This window comes from Streptomyces sp. BHT-5-2, from assembly GCF_019774615.1.
In the GTDB taxonomy this organism is placed as follows: Bacteria; Actinomycetota; Actinomycetes; order Streptomycetales; family Streptomycetaceae; genus Streptomyces.
In genome coordinates this window covers 2,032,994-2,052,193 of sequence record NZ_CP081496.1, presented here as the reverse complement: position 1 = coordinate 2,052,193, position 19,200 = coordinate 2,032,994, and the positions used below count along the sequence as shown (strand labels likewise).

General features: G+C 73.0%; 26 protein-coding genes and 1 riboswitch. Of the genes, 20 read left to right on the top strand and 6 right to left on the bottom strand.

The window, feature by feature from the left end:
- Nucleotides 1-194 precede the first annotated feature (194 nt).
- The 7 genes from K2224_RS09145 (at nt 195) to K2224_RS09120 (ending at nt 4,844) form a co-directional block, all read left to right on the top strand.
- Nucleotides 195-440, top strand: coding sequence for a MoaD/ThiS family protein (locus K2224_RS09145; protein ID WP_221909522.1), 246 nt, complete (start codon nt 195-197; stop codon nt 438-440).
- Between the two features lie 10 nt (nt 441-450).
- Complete coding sequence (locus tag K2224_RS09140) at nt 451-1,728, top strand: hypothetical protein (RefSeq protein WP_221906091.1); 1,278 nt, start codon at nt 451-453, stop codon at nt 1,726-1,728.
- A 255-nt stretch (nt 1,729-1,983) separates the two neighbouring features.
- Nucleotides 1,984-2,685 carry a DUF2993 domain-containing protein gene (locus tag K2224_RS09135; RefSeq protein WP_221906090.1) on the top strand — a complete coding sequence of 234 codons (702 nt, stop codon included), beginning with the start codon at nt 1,984-1,986 and terminating at the stop codon, nt 2,683-2,685.
- Between the two features lie 242 nt (nt 2,686-2,927).
- Entirely contained in the window at nt 2,928-3,035 is a 108-nt protein-coding gene (locus tag K2224_RS41570) for an Ms5788A family Cys-rich leader peptide (protein ID WP_351473977.1), read from the top strand.
- A gap of 159 nt (nt 3,036-3,194) precedes the next feature.
- Nucleotides 3,195-4,040, top strand: a complete 846-nt coding sequence (locus K2224_RS09130; RefSeq protein WP_221906089.1) for a sulfurtransferase — start codon at nt 3,195-3,197, stop codon at nt 4,038-4,040.
- Nucleotides 4,041-4,078: 38 nt separating this feature from the next.
- Complete coding sequence (locus K2224_RS09125) at nt 4,079-4,366, top strand: DUF1416 domain-containing protein (RefSeq protein ID WP_221906088.1); 288 nt, start codon at nt 4,079-4,081, stop codon at nt 4,364-4,366.
- 178 nt (nt 4,367-4,544) lie between these two features.
- Nucleotides 4,545-4,844, top strand: a complete 300-nt coding sequence (locus K2224_RS09120) for a DUF3099 domain-containing protein (RefSeq protein ID WP_221906087.1) — start codon at nt 4,545-4,547, stop codon at nt 4,842-4,844.
- A gap of 17 nt (nt 4,845-4,861) precedes the next feature.
- Here the strand turns inward: K2224_RS09120 and K2224_RS09115 are convergent, their stop codons facing one another.
- Entirely contained in the window at nt 4,862-5,227 is a 366-nt protein-coding gene (locus tag K2224_RS09115; RefSeq protein WP_221906086.1) for a DsrE family protein, read from the bottom strand.
- A 259-nt stretch (nt 5,228-5,486) separates the two neighbouring features.
- On the opposite strand from K2224_RS09115, the gene K2224_RS09110 reads away from it, so the two are divergent.
- From K2224_RS09110 to K2224_RS09085, 6 genes are all read left to right on the top strand, one after another.
- Entirely contained in the window at nt 5,487-6,098 is a 612-nt protein-coding gene (locus K2224_RS09110) for an FABP family protein (protein ID WP_221906085.1), read from the top strand.
- Between the two features lie 48 nt (nt 6,099-6,146).
- Nucleotides 6,147-6,232: riboswitch (cobalamin riboswitch) on the top strand.
- A gap of 119 nt (nt 6,233-6,351) precedes the next feature.
- Entirely contained in the window at nt 6,352-7,395 is a 1,044-nt protein-coding gene (locus tag K2224_RS09105) for an iron ABC transporter permease (RefSeq protein WP_221906084.1), read from the top strand.
- Nucleotides 7,395-8,168: an ABC transporter ATP-binding protein gene (locus tag K2224_RS09100; RefSeq protein ID WP_221906083.1), complete on the top strand. Its 774-nt coding sequence runs from the start codon at nt 7,395-7,397 to the stop codon at nt 8,166-8,168. Before K2224_RS09105 ends, K2224_RS09100 begins: the two co-directional genes overlap by 1 nt.
- A gap of 18 nt (nt 8,169-8,186) precedes the next feature.
- Nucleotides 8,187-9,227, top strand: coding sequence for an ABC transporter substrate-binding protein (locus tag K2224_RS09095; RefSeq protein WP_221906082.1), 1,041 nt, complete (start codon nt 8,187-8,189; stop codon nt 9,225-9,227).
- Nucleotides 9,228-9,294: 67 nt separating this feature from the next.
- Nucleotides 9,295-9,750: a Fur family transcriptional regulator gene (locus K2224_RS09090; protein ID WP_260692415.1), complete on the top strand. Its 456-nt coding sequence runs from the start codon at nt 9,295-9,297 to the stop codon at nt 9,748-9,750.
- 30 nt (nt 9,751-9,780) lie between these two features.
- Entirely contained in the window at nt 9,781-10,761 is a 981-nt protein-coding gene (locus K2224_RS09085) for a folate-binding protein YgfZ (RefSeq protein ID WP_221906080.1), read from the top strand.
- A 64-nt stretch (nt 10,762-10,825) separates the two neighbouring features.
- Here the strand turns inward: K2224_RS09085 and dtd are convergent, their stop codons facing one another.
- Complete coding sequence (gene dtd, locus K2224_RS09080; protein WP_221906079.1) at nt 10,826-11,251, bottom strand: D-aminoacyl-tRNA deacylase; 426 nt, start codon at nt 11,249-11,251, stop codon at nt 10,826-10,828.
- Between the two features lie 174 nt (nt 11,252-11,425).
- Here dtd and K2224_RS09075 point away from each other — a divergent pair, with 174 nt between their 5' ends.
- From K2224_RS09075 to K2224_RS09055, 5 genes are all read left to right on the top strand, one after another.
- On the top strand, nt 11,426-12,184 hold the full coding sequence (locus tag K2224_RS09075; RefSeq protein WP_221906078.1) for an ABC transporter substrate-binding protein: 759 nt from the start codon (nt 11,426-11,428) through the stop codon (nt 12,182-12,184).
- Nucleotides 12,185-12,237: 53 nt separating this feature from the next.
- Nucleotides 12,238-13,260, top strand: a complete 1,023-nt coding sequence (locus K2224_RS09070) for an asparaginase (RefSeq protein WP_398202997.1) — start codon at nt 12,238-12,240, stop codon at nt 13,258-13,260.
- Nucleotides 13,261-13,505: 245 nt separating this feature from the next.
- Nucleotides 13,506-13,937, top strand: coding sequence for an ankyrin repeat domain-containing protein (locus tag K2224_RS09065; protein WP_221906077.1), 432 nt, complete (start codon nt 13,506-13,508; stop codon nt 13,935-13,937).
- A 194-nt stretch (nt 13,938-14,131) separates the two neighbouring features.
- A complete protein-coding gene (locus tag K2224_RS09060) occupies nt 14,132-14,701 on the top strand; it encodes an NADPH-dependent FMN reductase (RefSeq protein WP_221906076.1) in 570 nt (189 codons plus the stop codon).
- 161 nt (nt 14,702-14,862) lie between these two features.
- Entirely contained in the window at nt 14,863-15,222 is a 360-nt protein-coding gene (locus K2224_RS09055; protein ID WP_221906075.1) for a helix-turn-helix domain-containing protein, read from the top strand.
- An 18-nt stretch (nt 15,223-15,240) separates the two neighbouring features.
- Here K2224_RS09055 and K2224_RS09050 read toward each other — a convergent pair whose 3' ends face one another.
- Nucleotides 15,241-15,666: a VOC family protein gene (locus tag K2224_RS09050; RefSeq protein WP_221906074.1), complete on the bottom strand. Its 426-nt coding sequence runs from the start codon at nt 15,664-15,666 to the stop codon at nt 15,241-15,243.
- Between the two features lie 313 nt (nt 15,667-15,979).
- Between K2224_RS09050 and K2224_RS09045 the strand changes: the two genes are divergently transcribed.
- A complete protein-coding gene (locus K2224_RS09045) occupies nt 15,980-16,585 on the top strand; it encodes a TetR/AcrR family transcriptional regulator (protein WP_260692414.1) in 606 nt (201 codons plus the stop codon).
- Nucleotides 16,585-16,959 carry a VOC family protein gene (locus K2224_RS09040; RefSeq protein ID WP_221906073.1) on the top strand — a complete coding sequence of 125 codons (375 nt, stop codon included), beginning with the start codon at nt 16,585-16,587 and terminating at the stop codon, nt 16,957-16,959. Before K2224_RS09045 ends, K2224_RS09040 begins: the two co-directional genes overlap by 1 nt.
- A 58-nt stretch (nt 16,960-17,017) precedes the next feature.
- Here K2224_RS09040 and K2224_RS09035 read toward each other — a convergent pair whose 3' ends face one another.
- From K2224_RS09035 to K2224_RS09025, 3 genes are all read right to left on the bottom strand, one after another.
- On the bottom strand, nt 17,018-18,004 hold the full coding sequence (locus K2224_RS09035) for an aldo/keto reductase (protein WP_221906072.1): 987 nt from the start codon (nt 18,002-18,004) through the stop codon (nt 17,018-17,020).
- 203 nt (nt 18,005-18,207) lie between these two features.
- Nucleotides 18,208-18,522: a transcriptional regulator gene (locus K2224_RS09030; protein WP_221909519.1), complete on the bottom strand. Its 315-nt coding sequence runs from the start codon at nt 18,520-18,522 to the stop codon at nt 18,208-18,210.
- A gap of 56 nt (nt 18,523-18,578) precedes the next feature.
- Nucleotides 18,579-18,998 (bottom strand): hypothetical protein, encoded by a 420-nt coding sequence (locus K2224_RS09025; protein ID WP_221906071.1) that lies wholly within the window; start codon nt 18,996-18,998, stop codon nt 18,579-18,581.
- Nucleotides 18,999-19,200: the final 202 nt, after the last annotated feature.

The following is a 19,200-nucleotide window of genomic DNA, read 5'->3' as shown; positions in this document are numbered from 1 at the left end:
CGGAAGCCTATGCGAACACTTGCCTTCGGCAACCGAATTTCTCCGAACACCGCAGGAATCGACACGGATCGCCGGAAAGTCTTTACCCGAACTTGTCCGAACTTGCCCGGAACCGGGTCGGCCGCCGCGTACGCCATCATGGAGGCGGCAAGAGCCCCCGACATGAAGAGGCCGCCGTGACAACAACTGGCACCGTGCGCTACTGGGCCGCGGCCAAGGCCGCCGCGGGCGCCGCCGAGGAGCCGTACGCGGCGGCGACGCTCGCCGAGGCGCTGGACGCGGCCCGCGCCGCGCACACCGCGAACCCGGAGTTCGCCCGCGTCCTGCTGCGCTGTTCCTTCCTGGTGGACGGCGTCCAGGTCGGCTCCCGCGATCATGCGGAGGTGCCGCTGAGCCAGGGCGGCACCGTCGAGGTCCTGCCGCCGTTCGCCGGAGGATGAGCAGAGGGCCATGAGCGACAACCAGCCGCAGCACCAGAACCCGTACGACCCGTACTCCCCCTACGGCACCCCGTACGAGCAGCAGCCCTACGACCCCTATATGCAGCAGCACCAGCCGCAACAGCAGCCACCGCTCCCCCAGGCCCAGCAGCCCCAACAGCCCTACGGCTACGAGGCATACGGGCAGCAGCAGCCGCAGCACCCCGCCCCGCAGTACGGCCAGGACGCCTACGGGCACGGGCACGACGCCTACGGGCAGGACGCCTACGCCGCCCCGGCGCCCCCGCCGCACCAGGGCACCTACGCGGCGCCCCACCAGAACGCCCCCCAGGTCCCGGACCGGACCGGCGACCTGGCCGGCCACCAGGCTGCCCGGCAGGCACCCCGGCACGCCGCGCCGCAGGCCCCCCATGAGGCCGCGCACGGGCCCACGGCCGCCGCCGAACCGGTGCCGGCCGGCCACCCGGAGCCGCAGGCCGCCGCGTCCGAGCCGGCCGCCGCCTCTGCCGCCCCCGCCGTCCCCGCGGCCCCGCTGAAGCCCAACCAGCTCGCCCGCCTCGAAGGCCGCTCGCCGATCATCCCGCCCGGTATCCAGCCGGCCGCGCTGACCGCGCTGCTCGCCCTGCTGCTGGCGCTGGCCGCCCCGGTCGCCCGCCCGTTCCTGGCGGTTCCGGTGGTGCTGCTGCAGGCCGTCACCGCCGCCGGCTGGTTCCGGCTCAACGGCATGTGGCCGGCCCGCCAGGGCATCGCGCTGGCCTTCCTCGGCGGCCTGGCCACCGACGCCGGACTGCTGGCTACCCCGCACGAGGACGCGCCGCTGGTGGCCATCGGCACGCTCGGCGTGTGGTGCCTGCTGGTCATCGTCCTGCAACTGCGCAACCACTCCAGCCCGGACGAGCGGATGTACGCGCTCACCGCGGGCCTGACGTCGTCCGCGCTGGCGGTGCTCGCCGCCGGCCAGCTGGCCGCGGACCCGGACGCGGTGGTGGTCGGCGCCGTCGCGGTCGCCCTGGCGGCGCTCGCCCGGGCGCTGCCGCTGCCCGGCCCGCTCACCCTGGTGCTCGGACTGCTGGCGGGCGTCGGCGGCGGCATCGCGGCCGGCCGGCTGACCGGCATGGGGACGGCCGGCGCCCTGCTGGGCCTGGCCGCCGGCGGCTGCGCCCTGATCGGCCTGCGGGTGGCCAGCTACGACTACCCGTCGAAGTTCGTCCACATGACCGCGGGCGTCGCCCTGCCGCTGGCCCTGGCGTCCCCGGCGGTCTACGTCCTGGGCCGGGCGCTGGGGTAGCCCCGGGCCGGCCACACAGCGCCGCGGCGGCCGTACGGAGCGCAGGGTTCTGCGCCCGGTACGGCCGCCGCTCCCGTTCCGGCGACCGGTTCGTCTAGGGTCTGTCCGATGGGTCAGGGCCGGCCCCGGCCATGACCCACCGGGCGGGCCCCAGGGTTCCCCGGAAGCGGGCTGGGGGCCCGCGTACGGATTGCACGGAACTCAGCCGGGGCGGGCCCCGGTCCGGCTGCTGTCACAAGTGGGGGTAGTGGTTCGATGCGCGCACTGAAGGTGCTGCTGGTGCTCGTCGTGATATTCGGCGGGCTGTTCGTGGCGGCCGACCGCGTGGCGGTCAATCTCGCCGAGAGCAAGGCCGCGGACAAGCTCCGCAGCATGAACGGGATCACCTCGACGCCCGAGGTCTCCATCAAGGGCTTCCCCTTCCTGACCCAGGTCGCCGGACGGAACCTCGACGAGGTGGACGCCGAGCTCGACCACGTGGCGGCGCGTTCCGCGGGCCGCACGCTGACCCTGAAGCACCTGTCGGCGCAGTTCCACGACGTCGCGCTGACCAGCGACTACAGCTCCATCGACAGCGCCGCCTCGGCGACCGCCACCGCCCAGATCAGCTTCGCGGACATGACCAACGCGGCCGGTGGCGGCGTGCGGATCTCCTACGGCGGCGAGAAGAACGGCCGCGCCCAGGTCAAGATCTCCCCCAACGTCCCGCTGCTCAGCTCGTTCGACGTCACCGGCTCGATCGACATCGTCCACGGCGACACGGTCCGGGTGCGGGCCGACACCGTCCCCGCGATGTGCCGGGCGCTCCCCGGCTGCGAGCGCAAGGTGCGGGACCAGACCGACCACGGCTGGAAGCTGGACCAGCTGCCGGGCAGCCTGAAGCTGGAGAAGGTCACCACGACCGCGCAGGGCATCTCGGTCACCGCGTCCGGCACGGACGTCAAGCTCACCCGCTGAGCCGCCCTCGGGTGGCGGACCGCCCCACCGGCCGCCGCCCGAGCCCGCCAACCGGGCCCATCCCACCCGGTCCATTTCCTGAGACACCCCGGTCCGTACGCCAGACCCCCACCTGCGACTGCGCCCCGCCGGGCGCTCCGCGCCCCTTCTCCCGGCGCACGCATCCCGCATCGCGGGCAATCACGTCTCGCCATTTGACACACCGGTGACATGCCGCGCTCCGCCTCCCTACGATCGGACCCATGCAGAGCGCATTGAGCGGTCTCCGTCCACGGGGACAGGCGGTACTCACGAAGCGGCGGGCAGTCGACCTGTGCCGCGTCGCCGCCATGCTCTGTCGCCCCGCCTGACGGGCCGTTCGTCCCCGTCACCCCGGCCGGCCGCCCCTTGAGGCCGCCCCCTCACGAGTCCCCCGTACAGCGCCGCGCGCCCGATCGCGCCGCGCCGTCCGGCGTACGCGTGCACCCCTCAAGCCCGCCCCCCGCAACTGCCCCGGAGGAGAGAAGACCATGAGCCGTAGCGACGTCCTGGTAGACGCCGACTGGGTCGAGGCCCACCTCGAGGACCCGAAGGTGGTGCTCGTCGAGGTCGACGAGGACACCTCGGCCTACGACAAGAACCACATCAAGAACGCCGTCCGGATCGACTGGAAGAAGGATCTCCAGGACCCGGTCCGCCGCGACTTCGTCGACCAGGAGGGCTTCGAGAAGCTGCTCTCCGCGAAGGGCATCGCCAACGACGACACGGTCGTCCTCTACGGCGGCAACAACAACTGGTTCGCGGCGTACGCGTACTGGTACTTCAAGCTCTACGGCCACGACAGCGTCAAGCTGCTCGACGGCGGCCGCAAGAAGTGGGAGCTGGACTCCCGCGACCTGGTCGACGGCTCCGAGGTCCCGCGGCGCCCGGCCACCGCCTACCAGGCCCAGGCCCAGGACACCTCGATCCGCGCCTTCCGCGACGACGTGGTCGCCGCGATCGGCGACAAGAACCTGGTCGACGTCCGCTCGCCCGACGAGTTCAGCGGCAAGCTGCTGGCCCCGGCTCACCTCCCGCAGGAGCAGTCGCAGCGCCCCGGCCACGTGCCCAGCGCCCGCAACATCCCGTGGTCGAAGAACGCCAACGACGACGGCACCTTCAAGTCGGACGACGAGCTCACCGCCCTCTACGAGGAGGAGGCCGTCGACCTCGCCAAGGACACCATCGCCTACTGCCGGATCGGTGAGCGCTCCGCGCTGACCTGGTTCGTGCTGCACGAGCTGCTGGGCCAGACCAACGTCAAGAACTACGACGGTTCCTGGACCGAGTACGGCTCGCTGGTCGGCGTCCCGATCGAGCTCGGCGCCAACAAGTAACCCCGAGAGCCCCCTCCCTACCCCTCAAGGAAGTACCCATGTGTGGAGCACAGGCCGGCGGCCCGGACGCCTCGACCATCAAGCCCGGTGAGACCACCATCCAGGGCAGCGTGACCCGCGACGGCCAGCCCGTCACCGGTTACGTCCGCCTGCTGGACAGCACCGGCGAGTTCACCGCCGAGGTCCCCACCTCCGCGACCGGACAGTTCCGCTTCTACGCGGCCGAGGGCACCTGGACGGTGCGCGCCCTCGTGCCGGGCGGCAGCGCGGACCGCACGGTCGTCGCGCAGAAGGGCGGGCTGTCGGAGGTCGCCATCGCCGTCTGACGGCACGCGCGCGTACGGATCCGCGATCCGGGTCCGTAGGGCCGGAGGGCCGCACCCCAGGGGTTTGGACGCCTTGGCTGTGGGGTGCGGCCCTCCGTGCTGCCCCTGTGCGGCGGGCCGCCCGTAACGGCCCTCCCACGGGCTTCTTTCCGGGACCCGGCGGACTTACCGTGGATGTATGTCCGCGCATGCGCATCACCGGCTCACCCCGCCGCAGCGCCGCCACCGCCGGTACTTCGTCCTGATGGGCGTGTGCCTGATGCTGTTCGTGCTGGCGTGGAGCGTGGTGCGGCTGTGGTCCGTGCCGGCCGCGGTCGCGATGTGCGTCGTCGCCATGGTCATCCCGCCCTGCGCGGCCGTCGTCGGCAACCGCCGCGAGCCGGGCGAGCGCTGGTGGGACGAGTCCGGCGACCCGGAGTCCGACCGCTGGTGGCGCGAGCTGGACGACCGCGACGACGAGGACCGCCGCCGGAGCTAGGGCCCGCGCCCCGGGCGTCAGTAGACGAGCGCCTGCACGCCGTCCGGCATGATCTCGCTGACGAACAGCTGGGAACCGGCGATGCCCGCCCCCTCGATCAGGTCCGACTCCTCGATGTCGCGCCGCGCCGCGCACTGCGTGCAGACCGTGATCGCCCCGCCGCCCGCGCGGATCCCCTCGATCAGCTCCGGCAGCGGCGCCGCGTGCGGCAGCTCGAACTCCGCCGCCCGCCCCGGCAGCGCGAACCACACCGACTCCCCGGTCAGCCACAGCGACACCTCGACGCCGCTGGCCACCGCCACCGCCGCCACCGTGAACGCCTGCGAGCACCGCTCGGGCGCGTCCGCACCCGCCGTCACCTTGATCACGAGCTTCTTCGCCATGGGCCCAGCGTAGGCGTGGCGGACCCGACGCGGACCTCACAGCGCCGCCGCCGAGGGCGCCGACTAGACTCTCAGGCGGTCCGTAACACCTCACTCCGCCCAAGGAGCGCGCTCGTGCTTGAGGCATTCTTCACCACCCTGCTGGTTCTGGTCGCCGTCGGCGTGATCGCGTTCGCCGGGCTGACCTGGAAGAAGCTGTACCAGGGCCAGCGCTGAGCGCCCACCCCTCTCCCGCCCCCACGACAGATCGCCTGAGCTCATGATCGAGATCCCGTCCGACCTGAACCCGTCGCTGGTCCCGCTGGCCTTCCTCCTCGGCCGCTGGGAGGGCGCGGGCGTCTTCGCCCGCGTCGGAGACGACGACACGCAGGCCCCCGGCGTCGAGAAGTGCAACTTCGGCCAGGAGGTCGTCTTCTCCCACGACGGCCGTGACTTCCTCGAGTACACCTCGCACACGTGGGTGCTCGACGAGGAGGGCAGGAAGGTCACCGCGCTGGAGACCGAGACCGGCTTCTGGCGCGTGGACGCGGACCGCCAGGTCGAGGTCGTGATGACCCGCGACCAGGGCGTCGTCGAGATCTGGTACGGCGAGCTGGCCGACCAGAAGCCGCAGATCGACCTGGCCACCGACGCCATCGCGCGGACCGCCGCGGCCGGCCCGTACACCGGCGGCAAGCGGCTCTACGGCTACGTCAAGGGCGACCTGATGTGGGTCGGCGAGAAGTCCACCCCCGAGGTGCCGCTGCGCCCGTACATGTCCGCGCAGCTGAAGAAGGTCACCGACCTCAAGGAGTGGGCCGAGAGCCTGCCCGACGACATGCCGGACGGCGTCGCGTTCTTCCGCCCGGACGGCACGCCGTACGAGGGCTGAGCCCCGGGGCCGCCCGGCCCGCACCACAACTTCATGACGCGCCCCGCGGGGGAAGTCCGGTGAGAGTCCGGCGCTGACCCGCAACGGTAAGCGGAACGCCCCGCGAAGGGCGCGTTCCACAAGCCCGATCGCCCGCGGCGGCGCCGCATCCGCACCGACTCGCCGTGGACTGCGAGGGGACGCCGCCGACGCCTGGGCACGGGCCGCTGCTCCTTACGTACACACGCGGCCCGAGCCGAAGGTCCGACCACCCTTGGCACGTCCCGCCCGCACCCTCCCGCTGGCCGCGGCCCTCGCCGCCGCCCTGCTCGTCTCGCTGCTGTGCGGGACCGCCCTCGGCGCCGCCGGCATCGGCTGGCCGCAGGTGCTGCACCATCTGGCCGCCGGCCTGACCGGCGGCACCATACGGCCCGACGAGGTCCCCGCCTACACCATCGTCTGGGAGCTGCGGTTCCCCCGCGCGGTGCTCGCCGCCGTCGTCGGCGCCGGTCTCTCGGCCATCGGCGTCGCCGTCCAGGCCCTGGTCCGCAACGCCCTCGCCGACCCCTTCGTGCTCGGCATCTCCTCCGGCGCCGCGGTCGGCGCCAACACCGTGCTGCTCTTCGGGGCGCTGGGCGCGCTCGGCGTCTGGGCGCTGTCCGTCTCGGCCTTCGTCTCCGCGCTGCTGGCCATGGCACTGGTCTACGCGGCCGCCCGCACCGCCCACGGGCTGACCCCGATGCGACTGGTGCTGACCGGCACCGCGATGTACTACGGCTTCTCCGCGGTCACCACCCTGATGGTGTTCACCGCCGACCGCGGCGAGGCGGCCCGCTCGGCGATGATGTGGCTGCTGGGCAGCCTCAGCGGGGCCGGCTGGGGCTCGGTGCCGATCGCCGCCGCGGCGGTCGTCGCGGCCCTGGCCCATCTGCTGCTCTCCGCGGGCCGGTTGAACGCCCTGGCCATGGGGGACGAGACCGCCGCGGCGCTGGGCGTGGACCCCGAGCGGCTGCGCCGCGAACTGTTCGTGGTGGCCGCCGCGGCCACCGGCACGGTGGTCGCGGTCAGCGGCGCGATCGGCTTCGTCGGGCTGATGGTGCCGCACGCCACCCGGATGTTGGTCGGCGCCGACCACCGCCGGGTGCTGGCCGTGGCGCCGCTGCTCGGCGCGGTGCTGCTGGTCTGGGTCGACCTGCTCTCCCGGGTGCTGCTGGCCCCCGTCGAGCTGCCCGTCGGGGTGATCACCGCCGTGCTCGGCGTCCCCTGCTTCGTGCTGCTGATGCGGCGGCGCGGCTACACCTTCGGAGGCGGTGCCTGATGCGGCTGGACATCACCGGGCTGTCGGTGGCGGTGGCCGGGCGGCGGCTCGTCCACGACGTCGGCCTGACCGCCGACAGCGGCCGGCTCATCGGGCTCGTCGGCCCCAACGGCAGTGGAAAGTCGACCCTGTTGCGCTGTGTCTACCGGGCGCTGCGCCCGGCCGCCGGCACCGTCCGGCTCGACGGCACCGACCTGCACGGGCTCACCGCCCGCGAGGCCGCCCGGCTGCTGGCCGCGCTGCCCCAGGAGGGCGGCACCGACTTCGACTTCACCGCCGCCGAGGTCGTCGCGATGGGGCGGCTGCCGCACCAGCGCGGCTCCGGCCGGGCCAGTGCCGCGGACCGCGAGATCTGCGACCGGGCGCTGGCCCGGGTCGGCGCCGCCCACCTCGCCGAACGCGGCTTCCTGCGGCTCTCCGGCGGCGAGAAGCAGCGGGTGCTGATCGCCCGCGCGCTGGCCCAGGAGCCGCGGGTGCTGGTCCTCGACGAACCCACCAACCACCTCGACATCGCCCAGCAGTTGGAGGTCTTGGCGCTGGTCCGGGACAGCGGGCCGACGGTGCTCGCCGCGCTGCACGACCTCAACCTCGCCGCCGTGCACTGCGACGAGCTGTACGTCCTCGCCGACGGCCGGATCGTCGCCTCCGGCGCGCCGCACGACGTGCTCACCGCCGAGCTGCTCGCTTCAGTCTTCGGCGTCCGCGCCCACCGTGTGCACCACCCCGAAACCGGCGCCGTCCAGCTGCTGTTCGACCGCCTGCCCGCCTCCTGAGGACCCGAGGACCACCCCGTGCCGAACACTCCCCGCGCCGCCCGCCGCGGCCTCCGTCCCGCCGCCCTGCTCGCCGCCCTGGCCCTCGCCCTCACCGGCTGCGGCGCCCACGTCGCCGAGGACGCCGGCGGCGGCGACGGCGACCGCGCCTCCGGGCACTACCCCGTCACCGTCACCAACTGCGGCACCCCGGCCACCTACGCGCGCGCCCCGCGCCGCGTGGTCACCAACGACGTCGGCATCACCGAGATCATGTTCGCGCTCGGCCTTACGGACCGGATGGCCGGCTACGCCATGCCCGACGACAAGGGCGACCTGTCCAAGGTCCCCTGGAAGGCCGCCTACGGCAAGGTCCCCTGGCTGTCCAAGAAGGCCCTCACCAAGGAGATGGCCCTGGACGCCGGGGCCGACCTGGTCTTCGCCGGCTGGAACTACGGTTTCGGCGAGGGCAACGGCCTGACCCCCGCCGCCCTGAAGAAGCTCGGCATCGGCTCCTACGTGCTGACCGAGTCCTGCCACAACGGCACCGACGGCGGCGCCCGCGGGGTGCTGCCGCCCCTGGAGGCGCTCTACGCCGACCTCGCCGCCCTCGGGAAGATCTTCGACGTCGAGGACCGCGCCCAGGCCCTGATCCGCACGTACAAGAAGCAGGTCGCCGAGGCCGCCGCACACACCCCGGCCCACCGCCCCACCGTCTTCCTCTACGACGACGGCCGCGACAAGCCGCTGACCGCCGGCCGGTACGCCGGCCCGCACGACATCATCACCAAGGCCGGCGGCGACAACGTCATGAAGGACCTCAAGGACTCCTGGACCACCGTCGGCTGGGAGACCGTCGTCGCCCGCGACCCCGACGTCATCGTCATCAACAACTACGGCGACACCACCGCCGCACAGAAGAAGGCGTTCCTGGAGTCCTACGCCCCGCTCGCCGGCGTCTCCGCGGTCCGGAACCACCGCATCTACGTCATGGACTACGCCGAACTCGTCGAGAGCCCCCGCAACCCCACCGCCATCGGCGACCTGGCCCGCTACCTGCGGGGCGTGCACACCGGCTGACCCGGGCGGCGCGGATGGCCGACTCCGGGGCATGCACACGGCCCGGCCGCCCTCCTACACTGGCCGTGTGGTGACCACCGACTGGCAGAGCGACCTCCGCAGGCGCGGATACCGCCTGACCCCGCAGCGGCAACTCGTCCTGGAGGCGGTCGACAGGCTGGAGCACGCCACCCCTGACGACATCCTCACCGAGGTGCGCAAGACCGCCGGCGGCATCAACATCTCCACCGTCTACCGCACGCTGGAGCTGCTGGAGGAGCTGGATCTGGTCAGCCACGCCCACCTCGGGCACGGGGCGCCCACCTACCACCTCGCCGACCGCCACCACCACATCCACCTGGTGTGCCGGGACTGCACGGACGTCATCGAGGCGGACCTGTCGGTCGCCGAGCCGTTCGTCGCCACCCTCCGCGAGCAGTTCGGCTTCGACACCGACATGAAGCACTTCGCGATCTTCGGCCGGTGCACGGCCTGCACGGACCGGGCCGCGCAGGGCGGCGAGCGCACCAAGGGGAACGCATAGGACCGGCGCCGCTGGTCGTAGGCTGGGCGCATGCTGCGACATTCATCCGCCAGCCCCCTGCTGTCGCTGCCCGGCGCCGTCCCCGCCGAGGCCCCCGACGAAGGCGTCGCCGCGCACTACGGCGACCTGTTCCGGGAGCAGCGCGCCCTCGCCGACGGGTCCGGCTTCGTGGACCTCTCGCACCGCGGCGTGCTCACCGTCAGCGGTCCCGAGCGGCTGAGCTGGCTCCATCTGCTGCTCACCCAGCACGTCACCGAACTCCCGCCCGGCCAGGCCACCGAGGCGCTGATCCTCTCCGCGAACGGCCATGTCGAGCACGCGCTCTACCTGGTCGACGACGGCGGGACGACCTGGATGCACACCGAGCCCGGCAAACAGGAGGCGGTGCTCGCCTACCTGGAGAGCATGAAGTTCTTCTACCGGGTCGAGGTCGCCGACCGCACCGGGGAGTTCGCCGTCGTCCACCTCCCGGCCGGCTCCATCGTGGAGGCCCCCGAGGGCACCGTCGTCCGGGAGACCTCGTACGGCCGCGACCTCTTCCTGCCGCGCGCCGAACTGGAGCCGTTCGCCGCGGCGCACGGGCCCGCGATCGGCGTGCTGGCGCTGGAGGCGCTGCGCGTGGAGGGGCACCGCCCGCGGCTGGGCCTGGAGACCGACCACCGCACCATCCCGCACGAGGTCGGCTGGATCGGCAGCGCGGTCCACCTCCAGAAGGGCTGCTACCGCGGCCAGGAGACCGTCGCCCGGGTCCAGAACCTCGGCAAGCCGCCGCGCCGCCTGGTCTTCCTCCACCTCGACGGCAGCGAGGTCCACCTCCCGCCGCACGGGACGCCGATCCGGCTGGCCGCGGACGGCGAGGAGGGCCGCCAGCTCGGCTTCGTCACCACCTCGGCCCGCCACCACGAACTCGGCCCGATCGCCCTGGCCCTGGTCAAGCGGAACGTCCCGACCGACGCCCCGCTGCTCGCGGGCACCACCGCGGCATCCCAGGAGGTCGTGGTCGAACCGTAGGGGATCCGTTCCCCTCCCGCTACGAGCCGCCCCGGCCCCCGCCGCCCCCGGCCCCGACCGCCCCTCAGACGTCGACGAGTACCGTGAACGGCCCGTCGTTCGTCAGCGAGACCTTCATGTCGGCGCCGAACCGCCCGGTCGCCACCTGCGCGCCCAGCGCCCGCAGCTGCGCGACCACCTCGTCGACCAGCGGTTCGGCGACCGGACCGGGGGCGGCGGCGTGCCAGGTGGGACGACGGCCCTTGCGCGCGTCACCGTAGAGAGTGAACTGGCTGATCACCAGCAGCGGCGCCCCGTTGTCCGAGCAGGACTTCTCGCCCTGGAGGATCCGCAGCGTCCACAGCTTCCGGGCGAGCTGCGCGGCCTTCTCCGGGGTGTCGTCGTGCGTGACGCCCACCAAGGCGCACAGCCCCTCCCCGACGATCTCCCCGACCGTCTCGCCCGCCACCTCGACGCGTGCGCCGTTCACCCTCTGCACCACAGCTCGCATACCCGCCATCATGCCGGGCCGCCCGGACGGCGCGGCGCGGGTACCCCCACAAGGGCCGTTCGAGTGCCATGGCCCTGCACACGGCCCGTACACAGTGGCACGATGCGTGCACGCGGTGCGTTTCACGGACACCATGCCCTGGATGCGGCACCGGACGAGGGGACGGAACGATCCATGACCACACTCGGCGCCGGCCGGACACCCGGCCCCGTGCCAACCGCCCGTACGGCACCGGCAGGCAGCCCGCCGGCCCGCCCCACCCCGCCGTCCGGCCGTACGAGACCGGCCGCCCCGGAGACCCCGGCCGCCCCGGAGGCCCCGCACGCCCCGACCACCACCGCCCCGGCGCCGGCTCCCGCCGCGCCCGCCCGTACCGAGGACGACCCCATGCTCCAGGCCGGCCAGGCGCAGACCGCCCGCCCCCCGCAGCAGCGCGACCGCTTCCGTCCGGCCGGCCCACCCGAGCTGTCCGGGCTGAGCCTGCCCGAACTGCGCGTGGTGCGCCGTGACTGCCAGCAGGAGGAGGCCGACCTCAGCTATCTGCGGCGGCTGCTACAGGGCCGGATCGACATCCTGCGCGCCGAGACCGCCCGCCGCACCGGCTCGCACTCACCGCTGCTGGACCGGCTGCCGGAGATCCTCACCGACCTCCCGTCGCGCCAGCGCTCGTCCGCGCGCCATGTGACGCTGGGCACCCCGCACAGCGAGGAGTACCGCCGGCTCGCCGACGAGATGCTCGGGGAGGTCGAGCTGTCGGACCTCACGGCCCGTACGGACGAGGAGTTGCAGGACGGGATGGGGCGGCTGATCCGCTACGAGCGGCAGATCTCGCAGCGCCGGCACTCCCTGCAGCGCACGACCGACGATTGCAGCGCGGAAATCGCGCGAAGGTACCGTGAAGGCGAAGCACAAGTAGACGACCTGCTGTCCTGACCGGCCACGAGCCGCCTCCGGGGAGCGGGTCCCCGTCCCCCGGAAGGCCGGCCGTGACCTCGTCCTCCTCCTCGTCCACCCCGATACCCGAGCAGGCGCCGTCCTCGGCGGCCGCCGTCCCGTCGGGTCCCGCGGTCCCGTCGCCGGTGCTCGCCGAGGTCGTCCGCTCCGGCTTCGTCGAGGGGCGGCACCGGGGGTCGCTGGTGGTGCTGGCGGCCGACGGGAGCGTCGAGCAGGCGCTCGGCGACGTGGCCGCGCCGGTCTTCCCGCGGTCGGCGAACAAGCCGATGCAGGCGGCGGCGATCCTTCGGGCGGGCCTGGAGCTCTCCGGGGAGCGGCTGGCGCTGGCCGCGGCGAGCCACTCCGGCGAATCGTTCCACCTCGACCTGGTGCGGACCATGCTCGCCGAGCACGGGCTCACCACCGAGCACCTCCGGACGCCGCCGGACCTGCCGCTGGACCCGGAGGAGGCGGAGCACTACCTCGCCGCCGGCAAGGTCCGCGAACCGCTGGCCATGAACTGCTCCGGCAAGCACACCGCGATGCTCGCGGCCTGCGCGCTCAACGGATGGCCGCTGGAGACGTACCTGGAGCCGGACCACCCGCTCCAGCAGCTGGTCCTGGACGTGGTGCGCACCGCGGCCGCCGAGGAGGTGGCCCACATCGGCGTCGACGGCTGCGGGGCGCCGCTGATGTCGCTGTCGCTGACCGGCCTGGCGCGGTCCTACCGCCACTTCGTCCTCGCCGAGCCGGGCACGCCGGAGCGGCGTGTGGCCGACGCGATGCGGGCCCACCCCGAGTACGTCGCGGGCACCCGCCGGCCCGACACCTGGCTGATGCGGGCCCTGCCCGGCACCCTCTCCAAGATGGGCGCCGAGGCGGTGCAGGCGCTGGCCCTGCCGGACGGCCGGGCCGTGGCCTTCAAGATCGACGACGGCGCGGGCCGCACCCTGGGGCCGATCCTCGCCCGGGTCCTGCGCGGTCTGGGCATCGACGACCCGGTGCTCGCGCGCATCGAGGACGCGCCGCTGCACGGGGGCGGCAGCCGGGTCGGGGAGATACGGGCGGCGTTCTGACCCGCGCGGGTGTCGTGCGGGTGTCGTGCGGCCGGTTCGTGCCGGGGCGCGCGGTTCGGGTGATCAGGTGGGCTCCGGCGGGGTCCGCGCCCCGCCGCGCCCCTGGTCGGACGCCGGTCGCCGGCCCCGACCCGGCGGAATCCGCGCCCCCGCATCCGCCCCGCGGGGGGCCGGGAAAACTTACAGTGGCCGTGCATCCGTAACGCATACCGATACCCACGACCACAGCAGGAGGCCGGCGACCAATGAGCGAGACGAATTCCGAGCCGCGGGGGCCCGAGTCGATCGAGCACGCGCACGACCCCGAGGTGCTGCAGCTCGCGGCCAAGGTGTTCGACCTGGCGCGGCACGGGGACACCGACACCGTCGCCGCCTATGTGGACGCGGGCGTGCCCGCCAACCTGACGAACGACAGGGGCGACTCCCTGGTGATGCTCGCCGCCTACCACGGCCACCCGGCCACCGTGGAGGCCCTCCTGCAGCGGGGCGGCGACGCGGACCGCGCCAACGACCGGGGCCAGACCCCCCTCGCCGGTGCGGTGTTCAAGGGCGAGGACGAGGTCGTGAAGGTCCTTCTGGCGCACGGTGCCGATCCGTCGGCCGGGACGCCGTCGGCGATCGACACGGCCCGGATGTTCCAGAAGACGGAGCTGCTGGAGCTGTTCGGCGCGGAGTGAGGGCGGCGCCGCCGCGGCGCGCCTCGGCGGCCGGCCGGTACCGGGGCGAGTCACCCCTCCTCGCCCCTTCCCCGCCGTCCCCCTCTTCCCTCCTCGCCCCTTCCTCCCCCTTCGTTCCTCGGGCACTTGACCTCAATTTCGATTGAGGTTTTAGCGTCATCGGCGTCGCACCCACCTGCCACGAAGGGCTCCAGATGTCCGCACCGCGCTACACCCTCGCCGTGATCGTCGCCAGCACCCGCGAGGGCCGGTTCGCCCCGGTCGTCACCGAGTGGTTCACCCGGCACATCAGCGCCTCCCACCCGCAGCTGACCGTCGACGTCATCGATCTGGTCGAGGTCCGTCCCTACGAACTCCGGCACGGCAGCGAGGAGTTCCTCGCCTACGCCAAGCGCGTCGAGCAGGCGGACGCGTTCGTGGTCGTCACACCGGAGTACAACCACTCCTTCCCGGCCCCGCTCAAGCACGCGGTCGACCTGCTAAAGGCCGAGTGGCAGGCCAAGCCGGTCGGCTTCGTCTCGTACGGCGGGATCTCCGGCGGCCTGCGCGCGGTCGAGCAACTGCGGCTGGTCTTCGCCGAGTTGCACGCCACCACGATCCGGGAGACGGTCAGCTTCGCGCTCACCGGCGGCCCCTTCGACGACGCGGGCCGGCTGCGCGACCCGGCTCCGGTGGCCCGGGCCGCCGACGCCCTGCTGAACCAGCTGACCTGGTGGGCGGTGGCCCTGCGGGAGGCGCGCCTGGCCCGCCCGTACGGCAACTGAGCCGGCGTCGCGCCGGGCGCCGCACGGGCGTCCGGCGCGACGCCGCCCGTCACCGATCACCGATACTGGACGCGGGGTCGCGCGCAACCGGCGCACCCTGCGGCGCGGTACGGTCCGCGCAGGAACGCGACAGAACGCGACGGAACGCGAAGGGGATCGGCGTGGGCGGGCGGAAGGGGCCCTACGAGTGCGGCCTGGACGCCGCCGTGGACGTCATCGGCGGCAAGTGGAAGGTGCTGCTGCTGTGGGCACTGGCCCAGGAGCCCCGGCGGTTCGGGCAGTTGCGTCGGGAGCTGCCGGGGGTCAGCGAGAAGGTACTCGCCCAGCAGCTCCGCGAGTTGGAGGCGGACGGCATCGTCCACCGCGAGGCATTCGACCAGGTCCCGCCGAAGGTCGAGTACACGCTGACCGAGCTGGGCACCTCGCTCAACGAGGCGCTGGTGCCGCTGGGCTCCTGGGGTCGGCGGCACATGGCCCACCTGGAGGCCACCCATCCGCGGCGGCACCCGGAGGGGGCCTGAGCGCGGGGCAGGGCACGGCTACCGCTCCGCTCCGGTCGGCTCCGCAGGTCCCTCCTGTACCGCCCAGCCGTTGCCGTCCGGGTCGCTGAAGTAGACGAACGAGTTCCACGCGCCGCCGGGGCCGTCGGCGAGCGCCCCGTTCTCCACATGCCGAACGGGGCCGACCGGCACCCCGCGGGCCAGCAACTCCCCGCGCGCCGCGGCCACATCGGGCACCACCAGCTGCACGCCCTGCACCGAGCCGGGCTGCGCCGGCGTCACACCGTCGCCCGCGCCCAGGACGATCGAGCAACCGGAACCGGGCGGGGTGAGCTGGACGATCCGTGCGCCGTCGTCGAGCCGGATGTCGAGATCGACGGCGAAGCCCACCTGCTCGCTGTAGAAGCGCTTCGCGCGTTCCACGTCGCTCACCGGAATCGGCACCAGTTCGAGCTTCCATTCCATGGCGTGTCGCCCGCCTCGGCCGGTGTGTGTTCGGTCGCCTGCCCTTGAAAGGTCTCCCGAAAGGACTCCTGAGGAGCTCCTGAAGAGCTCCTGCAAAGGTCTCCACTCGCCTTTTCAGAAGTCTAGGGAGGACCGCGCGGCCGCGCCTCCCGTACATCGACACATCGGCCATCGACCATCGACCATCGACCAACGGGACCGGAACATCGGCGTCGACCCATTGACGGAGTGAGTACTCACTCCGTACGCTGTCGTCATGTCGTCAGCGAACCCTTCCGCAGACAGTCGGCCGCCCCGACGCCGCGCCCCAGGCATGAGCGTCGAGCAGCGCCGAGCCATGATCGTCGCCGCCGCCCTCCCGTTGATCGCGGAGCACGGCACGGCCGTCACCACCAGTCAGATCGCCCGCGCCGCCGGGATCGGCGAGGCCACGGTCTTCCGCGCGTTCAAGGACAAGGACGAGTTGCTGGACGCCTGCGTGGCCGAGGCGGTGGGCGTCGACCACGTCCTGCGCGAACTGGCCTCCGTCCCCCTGGACCAGTCCCTGACCACCCGCCTCACCGAGGCCGCCGAGGCGCTCTGCGCCCATATGGAGCGCATGGGCACCGTCGTCCGGAGCCTCTACGCCACCGGGCACCGCCGCGAGCGCCCGCATCCGCCGGAGCCCCGCGCGGGCGAGGCGCCCCCGGAGGACGCCCGGACCCGGTCCTTCCTCGCCATGCAGGACGCCCTGGTCGAGCTGATCGAACCGGACCGGGAGGCGCTGCGGCTGAGCCCCGAGCGGGTCGCCGCCGCCTTCCTGGGCCTGCTCTTCAGCCGGCTGCCGTCACCCGCCGGCCCGGCCCACGGACCGCTCGCCACCGAGGAACTCGTCTCCGTGCTGCTCCACGGCACCCTCACCGACCCCAGGAGCACCTGATGCCCGTCACCCTCAACCACACCATCGTGCCGGCCGCCGACCACCGCGCGGCGGCCCGCTTCTTCGCCTCGGTCATGGCCTTGCCGGAACTTCCGCCGGCCGGCCGCGACGGCCACTTCGCCCCGGTCCGGGTGAACGAGACGCTCACCCTGGACTTCATGACCGTCCCCGACGCCCAGGCCCACCACCTGGCCTTCGACGTCGATCCCGAGACCTTCGAGGGGATCCTCGACCGCCTCCGGTCGGCGGGCATCCCCTTCGGCAACGAGCCGGGCCACCCGGACAACGGCCGGACCGACCACCCGCTGTGCCCCCGCGGCCTGTTCTTCCGCGACACCGACGGCCATCTCTACGAGGTGATGTCACCGGCGTGAGCCCGACCGGGCGGGCAGGCGGGCCGACGGACTCACCGGCCTTGCCCGCCCTCCCGGCTCACTTGTCGACGAAGGACAGGCTCGTCGCGTCGTAGCGGGTGCCGGCGACCCGGTCGGCGGGGGCCGCGGCGTCGATGGCGGCGAGCTCCTCGGCGGAGAGCCGCACCTCCAGGGCCGCGAGGTTCTCCTCCAGGTACTTCCGGCGGCGGGTACCGGGGATCGGCACGACGCCCTCGCCCCGGTGCTGCACCCAGGCCAGCGCCAACTGGCCCGTGGTGACGCCCTTTTCGGCGGCCAGCTTCTCCAGTGTCGCCACGATCGCGAGGTTCTGCTCCAGGTTGCCGTCGGCGAACCGCGGCTGGGTGCGGCGCACATCCGACTCCGGCAGGCCCTCCACCGAGGTGTAGCGACCCGTCAGGAAGCCGCGTCCGAGCGGCGAGAACGGCACCAGGCCGATGCCCAGCTCGCGGCAGACCGGGGCGATCTCCTGCTCCAGATCACGGGTCCACAGCGACCACTCGCTCTGCAGCGCGGCGATCGGGTGGACCGCGTGGGCCCGCCGGACGGTCTCCGCGCTCGCCTCGGAGAGCCCGAGGTGGCGCACCTTGCCCGCGGCGACCAGCTCGGCCATCGCGCCGACGGTCTCCTCGATCGGCACGTCGGGGTCGACGCGGTGCTGGTAGTAGAGGTCGATGTGGTCGACGCCGAGCCGGCGCAGCGAGGCGTCGCACGCCTCGCGGACGTAGGCGGCGTCACCGCGGATCCTCGTCGGCTCGCCGAGGCGGTTGGCGAAGCCGAACTTGGTGGCCAGCACCACCTCGTCGCGCCGTCCGGCGATCGCCCGGCCGATCAACTCCTCGTTGTGGCCCGCCCCGTAGAAGTCGGCGGTGTCCAGCAGGGAGACGCCGAGGTCGAGCGCGTGGTTGAGGGTCGCGATCGACTGGTCGTCGTCCGAGGCACCGTAGCCATGGCTCATCCCCATGCACCCGAGCCCCTGCGCCGACACCGCGAGTCCCCCGAGGTGGCGGGTGGGAATCTCCATCATGCTGCTGCCTCCTGGCACGTACGACGAACAGAGAGAGCCGGGGGAGAGAACGAACTGCCGTCGCCCCCCGATCCGTTCATGACGGTAGGAGTTGGAGTGCGCTCGAAGTCAACCGATCTTGACGGGACGCGCTCGGAGCGGCACCGTGCGGCGCCCGTCGGGCCGTCGGGGCTACCGGTCGGCCGGTCGCGCGGCTGGCCCGGTCAGTCGTCGGCGCCCGCTATGGCGCGCAGCGCCCGGCAGTGCGCGGCGAAGGCGGCCCGGCCGTCCGCCGTGAGGGCGAGCCAGGTGCGCGGGCGCTTGCCGACATAGCCCTTGGTGACGGCGACATAGCCGGCCTTCTCCAGGGTGGCGACCTGCCGCGACAGGACCGAGTCGCTCACCTCGACCGTATCGCGGACGAACGCGAACTCGGCCTTCTCGGCAGCCGCCAGGGTCGCCACGATGGAGAAGCGGACCGGGGCGTGGATGACCTCGTCCAGGCCGTGGCGTGGATGGCTTCCGGCCCGCGGGGCCACCGCTCCACCCGCCGGGCCGGAGCCCGTGGACACCGCGTCCGTCTCGTGCGCCTCCGTCACCGCCGGGCCTCCAGATATCCGCCTATGAGGCCGGGGAGGGAGACGGCGACGGCGCCCGGCACCCACCATGTCGCGTCGCCCGGGAAGGACATCACTCCGGGCACCAGCACCGCGCCGTAGAGCAGCCCCCAGGTGCCGATCAGGATGCCGTGGCGCCTGCCGAACCCTCGCCGGGCGACGCGCTGCCGGGCCGCGTAGACCGACAGCCCGGCGATCACCGCGACCCAGAACCCGACACCCACCCCCACCCCGTACGGCGCCTTCACCAGCCCGACGGCGAGCACCATCAGACCGGCCGCGCAGCCGAAGACGACCTGATACCGCGCGGCCCACGCCGTGCTCCTGCGGACCGTCGAACCCAGCTCCGCCGCGCGGGCCAGCGCGGCCGCCGCTTCGCCGGATGCGTACTCCCCCATGACCATCCCCCTCATCAGTCCTGCACCTGCACTGCCGTCGCTCACACTTTCGACACTCACCATGCTGACAAGAACTTTCCAAAATGACAAGTACTTTCCAGGAAGCCGGAACTGACGCTGCGACGGGCGGACTGCTCCCTCCTGACCGTTGATCACCAGGTCGGGTACTGTGGCCCCGGCCGTCGGCGGCCCGTTTGGTTGT